Source organism: Aestuariibacter salexigens DSM 15300 (assembly GCF_000429145.1).
Lineage (GTDB): Bacteria > Pseudomonadota > Gammaproteobacteria > Enterobacterales > Alteromonadaceae > Aestuariibacter > Aestuariibacter salexigens.
Genome location: NZ_AUBH01000004.1, coordinates 81,958 through 94,217, shown reverse-complemented (window position 1 = coordinate 94,217; position 12,260 = coordinate 81,958). Strand labels below are relative to the sequence as shown.

The window sequence follows — 12,260 nt, the reverse complement described above, 5'->3', positions numbered from 1 at the left end:
GTGAAAATATGTTGAGTATCACGCTTGTCATCAATGCCGTTTACGTGGTGTGTGCAGCACTGTTTATCTTCGGCCTCAAAATGATGGGACATCCCTCTACCGCCCGCAAAGGCAACCTGTTGTCAGCTGTCGGTATGCTGGCGGCAATCATCGTCACTTTATTGGACAACGCCATTGTTTCCTATCAGTGGATTTTTATCGCTGTCTGCGCAGGCACTCTGGTAGGTATACTGGCGGCAAGACTGGTTGCCATGACCTCAATGCCTGAAATGGTGTCGCTGTTGAATGGTGTAGGCGGTATTGCCAGTTTGCTTGTGGCATGGGCGTCCATCCACGACGCCGTAGAGATTAATCAACTCATGCTGTTAGTAGGGTTTTTGGCCATCCTTATTGGCGGAGTGACGTTTTCCGGCAGTGTGGTGGCCTGGGCTAAACTCAGCGAACGTATAGCCGGTCGCCCTCTGGTATTTGCTGGTCAGAAGTTTGTCAACCTGCTGATAGTCACTGCTATTGTGGTGTGTGGTTACCTGTTTGTGACACAGCCGCAGCTCGATACGGTGACGTACGCTGTGGTTGGGCTAGCATTGGTGTTCGGCATCATGCTGGTGTTACCGATTGGCGGTGCTGACATGCCGGTAGTGATTTCATTACTGAACAGTTACTCCGGTCTGGCTGCCTGTGCCGCAGGTTTTGCATTGCAGAATAACCTGCTGATTGTGGCAGGGTCTTTGGTGGGTGCCAGCGGCGTTATTCTCACCCAGATCATGTGTAAAGCCATGAACCGCAGTTTAAGCAACGTGCTGTTCAGCGGTTTTCAGTCAGTGGTAAGCAGCGATATGGTCATAGAAGGTGAGGTTAAACCTTTGTCAGCGGAAGATGCTTTCTATGTACTTGAGGCTGCGCAGTCTGTGGTCGTGGTGCCAGGATACGGCATGGCAGTCGCACAGGCACAACACGCTCTCAAAGAACTGCAGGATCTGCTTGAAGAGAATGGCTGTGAGGTCGCCTATGCGATTCATCCTGTGGCGGGCAGAATGCCAGGCCACATGAACGTATTGCTTGCAGAGGCAGATGTATCTTACGAGCAACTGTTTGAAATGGACGAAATTAACCCGCGTATGGAAACCTTCGATGTGGCCATGGTGATTGGCGCCAACGATGTGGTTAACCCGGCCGCCAGAGAAATGCAGGGAAGTCCGATTTACGGTATGCCGGTTATCAATGCAGATCTGGCAAAAAACGTGTTCGTGTTTAAACGCAGTATGGCGTCTGGTTTTGCGGGAATAGACAACCCACTGTTTTTCAAAGACAACAGTAATATGATTTTTGGTGACGCAAAAGATAGTTTAAATGCGATTATCCGCCAGTTTGATGATGATTAACTGACAGCCTCTTTTGGTGTGAGTCTTAGCAGGTGAAATTCGCAGGTTTCACCTGCTTTGCTGATGATTATTGGCTACAATATAGCCACTTACGGAAGACTTACACACAAAAAGGCTGGCTGATTGCTTAAATTCTATAATCAAGCGGGAGACGCGGTACTCAATGCAGAGGATGCGTCGTTCTGTTCGCTTGGCATATCCCAGTCTACGATAAACGCGGCAAACATCGTTCCTGTGGTCGAGGAGTTGTCGACGCTGTCTGCCGAATCAAGACTGCACCGAGCCCTACATCACAAAGTATCGATTAAATGGGTTGGCTATATAACCAATGCCCCTTTCGATCATGAGCATATCGCGCCGTTCATGCGGCGTCTTTGCCAGCAGTGGCCGTACTTTCTTCATTATGCAGCATTATTTGATTCCACCTATACCGATCTGGTTAGCTTCTGGTATGAGCAGGAAGATTACAAAGCGTATTTTCAGCATCAGATCAGCCAGACTCTCGCACTTAATGAATCATTATGGACATTTCATAACGTCGAGTATCGGCTGCGACTTGAACAGGAAATAAGCCATTTTGCTCATCCGCCAAGAGAGCTGGAAGCGGTAAGAGTGGAACGCCGGGAAAACCAACGCTAGACCAACTTTCATGTTTTTATGACGCACATATCTGACACACCATCAACTGACAGCGAACTTCGTCTTGGATTGTCGCACAGCTATGCAGAACAGCTGCCAGGCTTTTCTGTGCAATCGACCGTCGACCATGTTGCTGAACCCGAGCTGGCCTTTTTCAATCACGGTCTGGCGACGGAACTAGGATTACCTGTCAATGCATTGCATGACGAACAACTGGCTACATTATTCTCTGGGGCAAATTTACCCGCCGATGCCCAGCCCATTGCACAGGTATATGCAGGCCATCAATTTGGCCAGTTTAATCCTCAATTAGGCGATGGGCGGGCCGTGATCCTCGGTGAAATCAACACGCCACTGGGGAGCAAAATTGATCTGTGTCTGAAAGGTAGCGGCCGCACCACATTCTCCCGAGGCGGTGATGGCAAAGCTGCACTGGCACCCATGCTCAGAGAAGTCCTTATCGCTGAAGCAATGCACGCGCTTGGCATTCCCACTACACGTTCGCTGGCCGTGGTGAGCACCGGCGAGATAGTTTATCGGGAACAGCCGCAGCCAGGCGGTATCCTTACTCGCACGGCATCCAGTCATATTCGCATCGGCACCTTCGAATATTTTGCTGCCCGGGGGCAGACGCAACAGGTGAAAATGCTGGCTGACTACAGTATCGCTCGTCATTTTCCTGCATGTGCCAACGACGATAGCCCTTATGCGTCATTTTTACAGGCGGTGATAAAGAGACAGGCAGAGCTTATTGCGCGCTGGATGGGCGTGGGATTTATTCATGGCGTGATGAATACCGACAACATGAGCATCGCAGGCGAAACTATTGACTATGGTCCTTGTGCATTTATGGACAGGTTCGATCCCGAAACGGTGTTTAGCTCAATCGACCTACAGGGCCGCTACGCTTATCAGAATCAACCTGCCATCGCGCAGTGGAACCTGGCGCGTTTTGCCGAAACCTTGCTACCTCTGCTCGGTGAGGATGAACAGCAGGCGATTGCGCTGGCAACTGAACACGTCAACGCATTTTCTATGTATTACCGGCATGCCTGGTTGCCATTGATACGAGCTAAGTTAGGTCTGCATGACAACACCGATGACAATGCGGTGTTGGCTCTTTATGATAGCTGGCTTACTTTACTTGAGACGCAACAAATCGACTTCACACTGGCGTTTCGTTATCTGGCCGATGCTGCTGAAGGTAATACGGAATATGTGGAGGGTTTGTTTGCGGATAAACAGGCCTTGCATGATTGGCTGAAGACATGGCGTCAAGCTATCGATGTCGATGGTGCAGCAGGTCGGATGCGTGCAGTGAATCCGCAGCTTATTCCGCGCAACCATCTGGTTGAAGAAGCCCTTGAGGCAGCATCCACAAGCGGAGATTTGAGGTTATTTTATGCCTTAATGGAGGCGCTGAGTGCACCTTACGAGCAGCGTGAACACGACACGCGCTTTCTACAGCCCGCCACGCCAGCATTTACGGATAAGTTTCAAACGTTTTGCGGTACCTGATATGCATCGTTGTCTTCTGGTTTGACTTAAATCAAGCATAGTCATTGACCTGGGGTGTGAGAGTGTCTAGGGTAAACTTTTCACCTTAAGACAATGAGTTATGGGCACCCATCAGTATCTGGAAGACCCGCGCAATGCCACCATTCTGATCAATATTAATGGTGAACTGTTTAAGCGTGACGAGGCAAAAATTTCTGTTTTTGACAGTGGTTTTATTTTGGGTGATGGGGTATGGGAAGGGATCCGTTTGCACCACGGCCATTTAGCCTTTATCGACCAGCATATGCAGCGCCTATACGATGGGGCCAAAGCGCTGGACATGGACATCGGTCTGAGCAAAGCTGAGCTCATTGAGCGTATCATGGATACCTGTAACGCCAACAATATGACAGATGGCGTGCATATTCGTCTGATGGTAACGCGCGGAATAAAAGCCACGCCTTATCAGGACCCAAGGGTGACGATATCGGCACCTACCATTGTTATCATCGCAGAATATAAAACGCCGCTGGCACCAGACAGTAAGGGCGTCAGACTGTTCACCACCCATGTCCGTCGTGGCTATGCTGATGTGCAGGACCCGAAACTCAATACCCATTCCAAATTAAACTGCATCTTTGCCTGCATACAGGCTGCTAAAGCAGGGGTTGATGAGGCATTGATGCTCGATCCCCATGGTTTCGTGGCGACCTGTAACTCTACGCATTTTTTTATCGTCAGACATGGCGAAGTATGGACGTCTAGCGGCGATTTCTGTCTGGATGGTATTACGCGGCGTAATGTTATCACCCTGTGTCAGCGCTATCAGATCCCGGTTTTCGAAAAAAACTTTACTCTGTCCGATGTGTACGCCGCTGACGAGGCGTTTATTACCGGCACATTTGCAGGCCTGACCCGGGTAAGCGAAGTCGATGGTCGTAAGATAGGGAATGGCAGCACGCCGATGATCGAGACGCTGACAACCTATTACCACCAGTTCATTGAAGAACAGGCTGCATCATCATGACCAGGCGTATTGCGATGTGGTCAGGCCCACGTAACATTTCAACGGCGATGATGCGTAGCTGGGAAAACCGTCATGACTGTGACGTTGTAGATGAGCCGTTTTATGCGTTTTATCTGAACCAAACGAAAAGCCCTCACCCAATGTTTGACGAGATTCTTGCAAGTCAGTCATGTGACTATCAGCAGGTAGTGTCACTTTTAACCGAAGGACCATGTGACGCACCGCTGCAATATCAAAAGCATATGACTCATCACATGTTAGAGGGCGTTGATCTGCACTGGACAGCATCATTAACGCACTGTTTTCTTATCCGTGACCCTGCGCAGATTATTGACTCTTATACCCGTAGTCGAGGTGTATGCAGCGCCGAAGACATAGGCATCATTCGCCAATGGGAGCTTTATCAGCAGATCAGTCAGCTATCCGGACAGGCTATTCCGGTCATTGATTCAAACTGGGTGTTACATGATCCTGCGTATGCCCTACAACGGCTATGTGAGGCGCTACAATTACCTTTTGATAGCAGCATGTTGAGCTGGCCGCAGGGGCGACGACACAGCGATGGCGTATGGGCTGACCACTGGTATCACAATGTTGAGGCATCAACCGGGTTTGGCCGCTATGAACAACGTCAAGTGAACCTTGATCAAGAACAATTGGCGGTATTAGAACAGGTAATGCCAGCCTATGAAGCATTGGCTGTTCGTGCATTGAAGTAAATAAAATTATGCCGCAATGGCGTAAGTTGACTAAAGTAGATAAACGAGAAGTGGAAGTCGGGCTTTATAAAACGCTGTGAGAACGGTCTGAGCCCACGCTGATAATACTATGCGAGGAAAATATGAATTATTTCGTGACCGGGATAACAGGGTTTATAGGGCGGCAGTTTCTTGAAGTACTAAGAAAGCGTGAAGGTACGATATATGCGCTGGTCAGGCCCAATTCCGTTAAGAAGCTGGAGAAGATTCGCTTCGAGTACGGCATTGCCGACGACAAGCTGGTGGCGGTGCCCGGGGACCTGAGTGAACCTTTGTGCGGCGTAAACCCTGAAGATATCGGTCATATTGATCATTTTTATCACCTGGGCGCGATTTATGATTTAACCGCCGACCAGGAGCAGCAGAAGAAAGCCAATGTTGAGGGAACACAGAATGCGCTTAATCTAGCAGAAAAATGCAGTGTTAAGTGCTTTCACCATGTCAGCTCTATCGTAGCAGCAGGATTTTATCCCGGCGTCTTTACAGAAGAAATGTTTGATGAAGCGGTGGATGTGGAAAAAAATCCCTACTTTGAAACCAAGCATATCTCCGAAGGGCTGGTCAGAAAACAGAGTGCGGTGCCTTGGCGGATCTATCGTCCCGCCGTGGTAGTGGGAAATTCTGAGACCGGCTGGATCAACAAAATAGACGGTCCATACTACTTTTTTGAACTGATAAATACTATTTCTGAAGTACTGCCACGCTGGGTACCATTGCCAGTCTACCGTGGCAATGAATTTAATATTGTACCGGTTGATTTTATCGCTAAAGCGCTGGACCACATCAGTCATGAGCCAGGATTAAACGGCACCTGTTTTCATCTGACCAATCCTAAATCATCGCCATTTGGTGCGGTGATCAATACGTTCCTGAAAGCGGCCAAAGGGCCGACTATGAAACTCGACTTGCCGGCAGACAGGCTGATGGATTTCTTACCGATTGGCGCTCGCATGTTTTTGCAGAACAAAGCCATCGTCAATCGGGTTAAAACCCAAGTTCTGGAAAACCTGGGTATTCCCAAAGAGGTATTGCTTACCGAACATCTGAATACCCGCTATGACTGCAGGAATACGCTTAAAGCACTTGAGGGCAGTGGTATCAGTGTACCGCCTTTGAAAGCCTATGCGGCGCGTTTATGGAATTATTGGGAACAGCATCTCAATCCTGAATATCTTAAACCGCAGTATTTATCAGACGTGGTACGCGGACGCATCGTGATGATCACCGGGGGGTCCGACGGTATAGGTCTGGAAGCGGCAAAAATGTGTGCTGAAGCCGGTGCAAAAGTGTTGCTGGTGGCCAGAACTCAGGAAAAACTGGATGTCGCGGTCAAGGAAATCACCGATGCTGGTGGCTCGGCGGTCGCATACGCTTGTGATCTTGCAGATATGAATGCGTGCGATGCGTTGATAGATAAAGTACTTGCAGAGCAGGGCTATGTAGATATTCTGATCAACAATGCGGGCCGTTCAATTCGACGCTCACTCAATCTGACTTATGAACGGTTCCACGACTTTGAAAGAGTGATGCAGCTTAACTATTTCTCGGCGGTCAAATTGACCATGAGATTGCTGCCGTCCATGGTAGAGAGAAAGCGCGGCCATGTCGTTAATATCTCTACGATTGCGGCGATGGGTAAAGGTAGCCCCAGATTTTCATCGTATACGGCGTCGAAAAGTGCTCTTGATTCCTGGGCAAACTCGGCTGCGCTTGAGTACGCTGGGGACAATATTGCCTTTACCAATATTCACATGCCGCTGGTCAGAACAAAGATGATTGCGGCGACGACGTCCTATCAGGATATCAACGTGTTGAGTACCAAAGAGGCTGTCAAATTAATCAACGATGCGATTGTGTACCAGCCAAGTGAAGTCAATACCATGACCGGCACTATTGTCCGTCAATTAGGTATCCTGTCGCCGAAGCTGAATAAACTGATTTTCTCGACGCTGTATCAGATCACTGATGATTCTGAGGCTGCTAAGGCATCAGCCCATCCTTCTGCTGAACAGAACAAGAAAGTGGTGGCAACCAAGGCAATGGATGCGTTGCAGCAGCTGCATCTGGACAAAGAAACGTTGGAAGCTATCAACAATATCCTGCGCGGCTATCACACTTAAGGTTTTGCGAGAGTGCGACAGTGGTGTCCTGTGGCTCAGGCCTCTTTACGAGGGACGCCACGCCGGTTGGCAAACTCGTAAAGTTCCCGGTTAAAACGTTCATGGCTGTGAAAGAAGGGCATATGTCCTTCATTTTCATACCAGGATAAGCGTGTATGAGGGATATGACGGTTCAACATGTCGGCTAGCAGCGGCAGTGAATAGTGATCTTTTCTCCCATGCGTTAACAATACAGGGCAGGTCAGAGCAGACAACATATCCTCGTATTTCATTACCCTGTCGCGCATATACAGTCGCGTTTTAAGTGAGGTTTTTTGCACATCTTCGAGGATTTCTTTGCGCATCGACCTGTCACCGACGCATAGGTCATCAACGAAGGTTTCTTCTGCACTTTTTCTGACCGCAGCATCATCGCTGAATAACTGTGCCAGAGTTTTATACCCAGGGCCTTTTACCGCAGCCGTAGATAGGGTGCCAGCGGCTATAAAATTAATCCCCGCTATGCGCTGTTCGCCGAAATGCAACAGGTAGTCATTAATGACTCTGCCGCCATAAGACCAGGCAACAACGTTAGCGTAGTCAATGTCAAAGTGATTAAGGATTGCATTGATGTCACCGGCCCAGCTTATTCCGTCCGAATAATATTTACGGCTTGTTGGCTGCTCTGATTCTCCATGACCGCGTAAATCGGGAGCAATAAGGAACAAGTCCTCGGTGAGAAGCGGACAAGCAAACTGGCGCTGCCAGATACGATGACTGCTGCAGGTTCCGTGTAAAAACAAAACCGGCAAACCATTGGGCTTGCCGGTGGTAAACACAGCAAGCTTGACACCGTCATCACTGACGATTCTGTGCTTTTCTGGCTGTGTGTTCATATCTGGTCTCGTTTATGATGCGTCTGGGTAGTGTTCAGCGCGCACTTTCATCCAGTGTTCCATGTCTTTTTTGGCGTCGCGAGCCTTGTCATGGAAGTAACGCTCTGTCTCATCTACGTTGTGAGTAAACTCGACACACAGACCATTAGGGTCATAGAAGTACACCGATTTACAGTATTCGTGGTCGATATCCATGTACTCAATGCCATGCTTATCCAGGTTCTCACGGTGTGCCTGCAGAGTCGCCTCGTCAGGTACTTCAAGCGCAATGTGGTGGGTCCACACGTCTGTATTCTCAAAGCTTGCGTTTAAGTCGGCATACTTTTTGGGGAAATCGAAAAACGCCAGCCAGCTGCCATCAGACAATTCAAAATACAGGTGAGCATAGGGTGTTTCTGCCCCTGTAATAGGGTCAACAGGCTCAACAATGGCGCATACCAGTGGCATACCCAGAATGTCTTCATAAAACTTACGAGTTTCTTCTGCGTTGTCGCAGCGATAAGCGTGATGATGCAATTTCAGAACATGGTTACTGTTCTGACGAGCACGAGCCTGCGCGCGCAGTGTTTGAATCGGGGTGTCTGATTTATCCCACAGAGCTAATGACATAATTTTTCTCCACTATTGATGGTAGTGACGAGCTGCACGTCGCGTGCAGCTCGAGTAGGGTTTCAATTGTTTTCGTATGTTATGCACTTACAGTTCAAAATCGTAAGTGAAGGTCAGACCATAAATTCGAGGTCTGGCGCGATAGATAAAGCCGCCTGGCGACCATTCAGAGTTGTACTCTTTGTTGGTCAGGTTGTTGGCCCAGAGGGCAAGCGACCAGTTCTCTGCTTCATACGTAACTCGTGCGTTAACCAGATTAATTGGCTCACGCTCAGTCGATTCATAAATGTCGAAGTTGGTTTCTCCGATACGTTGATAATCGATACGCCATACCAGTGAATCAATGCCGTCATTCATGTCCATGGTGTATTGAGCACCGAGATTCACGGTGTAATCTGAAACCGCAGGTGTACGATTACCAATGACTACTGGATCGTCAAACGACTTTATCTCGCTATCTACATAACCAAAGCCACCGTTGATGCGGAAACCTGGGAAAGGAGAAGCATTGAAGTCGAATTCAACTCCGTTAAATTCCGCTTCAGGAATGACGCCGATATTTTGCGTAGAGTTCTGCTGCAAGAAAACGAAGAATGGCGTGTTCTCACTGTCTGTTGAATACAGAGCAAATCCACCGCGTAGGTTAAGGCTGGGTATACGGAATTTACCACCAAATTCGAGCGTTTCGGCAGTCTCTGCATCATAGAACTCTTTAATACCAATAATGCCTGCGGAGCCTGCGATAGCATCTGAGCCGGTCTGGTTAAAGCCGCCTGAGCGGAAGCCAACGCTGTACCCACCGTAGAGAGTCAGGTTATCGTGTGGCTCATACGTTAAATTAACTTTAGGCTGTAGCTCGCTGAAATCGCGCTTACGTACTTCGCCTTCTGTACCAACAGGGAAGCCTGGCACGTTCGGAATAAATGCCTGTGGAGTCTGTGTCAGGTTTTCACGTTCGTCGCGGTCGTAGCGTAAAGAGGCATCAATTGTCCACTGTTCGTCGATCTCGTAAGACACGTTGCCAAAGAATGCCCAGGCAAAGTTATCGCGACGATCAGACAGGAAGTTTAGCTGGAAGTTATTTGGGTCGGTACTGATGCCGCCAAGTGGGTCAGCAAAACCTAAGCCAAAGTCAGCTCGAGCTCCGTTTTGTTGTAATTGTGAGGTGTCTACTGCATAGGCACCGTAGATATATTTAAAGCGGGCGTCGTCAGGCGACGTGTAGCGAATTTCCTGACTCCATGATTTAGAACCGAAGTTAGAAATCTGGTTTTGGTCGAATGGCAAACCGAGAATGACCTCAAGGAAAGACTCACCGACAGGCTTAAAGTCAAATGCGTCACCGGCGATAAGCTCTTTGCTGCGGTCCCATGCGGTAATTGACGTCCAGGTGCCGCCCTCTTCGTTTTCGTAAGTTACTTTGACAGATGCGCCGTATAAATCGCGATCGTTGATACCACGGTTGTTAACTTCAATCGGCAGGATCTGATTTACGTCAGGACCAATACTGTAATTAAAGGGCTGGGTTTCAAGCGCGCTGTAATAACCTCTGAAGTCTATTTCAAGAGTATCTGTGACATACCATAGCGCTTTACCACGGAAAGAAAGGTCACGCAGTGGGTCAGAATCTTCCCCTAAATTAGTATTCTCGATATAGCCGTCGGTATCGTAGTAAGAGCCAGATACGCGATATGCCCAATCCTCGCCACCTGGTCCACTTACACCACCTTCAACGCGGTAACCAGGTCCATTGTCGACAGCAAGCTTGACCCGGCCTTCAACGTACTCAGCTGGGTCTTTGGTGGTGATAACAATTGCGCCGCCAATCGCATTACGGCCGTACAAACCACCTTGAGGTCCTTTTAGTACCTCGATTTGTTCTATGTCGAATAATTCTTGTTGGAACTGCCCGGCATCAGTTTGCTGCACGCCATCTACGATAACGGCGACTGAAGGTTGGGTATCACGGTTTTGTGAGATACCACGAATCGTGATAAATGCCATACCGGCGTTCTGGGTTTCGATCAGCGTCACGTTGGGTGTTAGACCGATAAAGTCGGCAGGACGTTCAATCCCTGCACCATCGATATCGGCTGCGGTAAACGCGGTTAGCGCCACGGGAGTATCCTGCAGGTCCTGGGTTCTTCGCGTACCCTTAACCATGATTACTTCTACATCACTTGGTGCCGCCTCTTCTTGCGCCTCTGCGTCTTGTGCTTCCTGGGCCATCACCGCACCAGACAAACTGGCAGAAACCATCATCGCAAGTAAAGATTTTCTAAGCCTCACGTTTTCAAAATTGGAACTCATTTTATTCTCCCGTGGATCGAAGTCGTTTCAATGCGTGCAATTTCACGCAATGTTAACGTTCGCTTAACAATAAACACTTCGAATATCGAAATCAAGTACGAATATCGAAATATTTAGCATTTTATTCAAAAAGAGGAGTAATTGCGGTGATAAAGTGCTTATGGTTTATACAAAAAAAGCGCCTGATGGCGCTTTTTAAATAAGTAAATAAGGATATTTATCAATGTCCTAAAAGGGAATGTCGCAATATTGGCCATTTACTCAATGAGAACTGAATATCTTTTGACACATCCTGTAGCAAAGGTAGTCGGGTGCGCACCATTTCTTCCTGAGATATGCGTGAAGCACCGGTAGAGCAGTTAATCGCGGCCAGAATTTCACCCATGTCGTCAAAAACGGGAACGGCGGTTGACACTACGCCATAGTCGAGTTCATTCAATGAAGACGCATAGCCCTGCTCTCTTACTAGCCTGAGCTTTTCTCGCAGGGTGTCTGAATTAGTAATGGTCTGGTCAGTAAAACGATGCAATGTCGCTGTAGATAAGTACTGTTCGAGCTGTTCATCCGGTAAATTGGCGAGCAGTACCTTACCCATCGACGTGGCGTGTGCGGCAAAACGTGTGCCTACACCAGCGTTAAGCCTGATGTGACGTTTGGTTGGAATATGTGCCAGATACAATATGTCATTACCTGACATGACTGACAGGGAAGCACTGTCCCCGGTTTCGTCGCGCAGCCTCTGTAAATGCTCACTGACAACGGTATCTATACTGGCTGACGCTAAAAAGGCTGAACCGAAAGTAAGTACCTCTGGAGTAAGCAGGAACTTCCTGCCAATTTTATTTACGTACCCTAATTTGACCAGGGTATTGAGACAGCGCCTTGCTACGGCTGCGGACAGTCCGCTGGCAGCGGCAACTTCGCTCAATAACATCTCAGGTCGGGACTGATCGAAACACTTGAGCACGGTGAGGCCGCGCTCAAGTGTGTGGAGATATTCGGGATCTTTTACTACTTTGGTCATGCTTTTTTATAATCCTCTG

The 12,260-nt window shown here is 48.5% G+C and carries 10 protein-coding genes; 6 read left to right on the top strand and 4 right to left on the bottom strand.

From position 1 onward, the window contains the following. The first annotated feature begins 8 nt into the window (after window positions 1-8). The 6 genes from G441_RS0107745 (at window position 9) to G441_RS18235 (ending at window position 7,423) form a co-directional block, all read left to right on the top strand. Window positions 9-1,382, top strand: coding sequence for an NAD(P)(+) transhydrogenase (Re/Si-specific) subunit beta (locus tag G441_RS0107745; RefSeq protein WP_026375816.1), 1,374 nt, complete (start codon window positions 9-11; stop codon window positions 1,380-1,382). A gap of 123 nt (window positions 1,383-1,505) precedes the next feature. After that, window positions 1,506-2,021, top strand: a complete 516-nt coding sequence (locus G441_RS0107740; protein ID WP_026375815.1) for a hypothetical protein — start codon at window positions 1,506-1,508, stop codon at window positions 2,019-2,021. A gap of 18 nt (window positions 2,022-2,039) precedes the next feature. Then, window positions 2,040-3,539 (top strand): protein adenylyltransferase SelO, encoded by a 1,500-nt coding sequence (locus G441_RS0107735; protein WP_051275425.1) that lies wholly within the window; start codon window positions 2,040-2,042, stop codon window positions 3,537-3,539. Window positions 3,540-3,639: 100 nt separating this feature from the next. Further along, complete coding sequence (locus tag G441_RS0107730; protein ID WP_026375813.1) at window positions 3,640-4,545, top strand: aminotransferase class IV; 906 nt, start codon at window positions 3,640-3,642, stop codon at window positions 4,543-4,545. Continuing rightward, entirely contained in the window at window positions 4,542-5,264 is a 723-nt protein-coding gene (locus tag G441_RS0107725) for a sulfotransferase-like domain-containing protein (protein WP_026375812.1), read from the top strand. The genes G441_RS0107730 and G441_RS0107725 overlap by 4 nt, the downstream gene beginning before the upstream one ends. Window positions 5,265-5,386: 122 nt before the next feature. Beyond that, window positions 5,387-7,423, top strand: a complete 2,037-nt coding sequence (locus G441_RS18235; protein ID WP_051275424.1) for an SDR family oxidoreductase — start codon at window positions 5,387-5,389, stop codon at window positions 7,421-7,423. 35 nt (window positions 7,424-7,458) lie between these two features. On the opposite strand, the gene G441_RS18230 is transcribed toward G441_RS18235, so the two are convergent. From G441_RS18230 to G441_RS0107700, 4 genes are all read right to left on the bottom strand, one after another. Further along, window positions 7,459-8,298, bottom strand: a complete 840-nt coding sequence (locus G441_RS18230; protein WP_051275423.1) for an alpha/beta fold hydrolase — start codon at window positions 8,296-8,298, stop codon at window positions 7,459-7,461. A 12-nt stretch (window positions 8,299-8,310) separates the two neighbouring features. Beyond that, on the bottom strand, window positions 8,311-8,907 hold the full coding sequence (locus tag G441_RS0107710) for a VOC family protein (RefSeq protein ID WP_026375811.1): 597 nt from the start codon (window positions 8,905-8,907) through the stop codon (window positions 8,311-8,313). An 87-nt stretch (window positions 8,908-8,994) separates the two neighbouring features. Then, window positions 8,995-11,217, bottom strand: coding sequence for a TonB-dependent receptor (locus G441_RS0107705; protein ID WP_026375810.1), 2,223 nt, complete (start codon window positions 11,215-11,217; stop codon window positions 8,995-8,997). Window positions 11,218-11,437: 220 nt separating this feature from the next. Continuing rightward, entirely contained in the window at window positions 11,438-12,241 is an 804-nt protein-coding gene (locus G441_RS0107700) for an IclR family transcriptional regulator domain-containing protein (protein WP_026375809.1), read from the bottom strand. Window positions 12,242-12,260 lie beyond the last annotated feature (19 nt).

Excerpts from the sequence above, each read along its gene's own strand:
- G441_RS0107745 (WP_026375816.1), top strand. The coding sequence starts at position 9 with ATGTTGAGTATCACGCTTGTCATCAATGCCGTTTACGTGGTGTGTGCA.
- G441_RS0107735 (WP_051275425.1), top strand. The coding sequence starts at position 2,040 with ATGACGCACATATCTGACACACCATCAACTGACAGCGAACTTCGTCTT.
- G441_RS0107730 (WP_026375813.1), top strand. The coding sequence starts at position 3,640 with ATGGGCACCCATCAGTATCTGGAAGACCCGCGCAATGCCACCATTCTG.
- G441_RS0107725 (WP_026375812.1), top strand. The coding sequence starts at position 4,542 with ATGACCAGGCGTATTGCGATGTGGTCAGGCCCACGTAACATTTCAACG.
- G441_RS18235 (WP_051275424.1), top strand. The coding sequence starts at position 5,387 with ATGAATTATTTCGTGACCGGGATAACAGGGTTTATAGGGCGGCAGTTT.
- G441_RS18230 (WP_051275423.1), bottom strand. The coding sequence starts at position 8,298 with ATGAACACACAGCCAGAAAAGCACAGAATCGTCAGTGATGACGGTGTC.
- G441_RS0107710 (WP_026375811.1), bottom strand. The coding sequence starts at position 8,907 with ATGTCATTAGCTCTGTGGGATAAATCAGACACCCCGATTCAAACACTG.
- G441_RS0107705 (WP_026375810.1), bottom strand. The coding sequence starts at position 11,217 with ATGAGTTCCAATTTTGAAAACGTGAGGCTTAGAAAATCTTTACTTGCG.
- G441_RS0107700 (WP_026375809.1), bottom strand. The coding sequence starts at position 12,241 with ATGACCAAAGTAGTAAAAGATCCCGAATATCTCCACACACTTGAGCGC.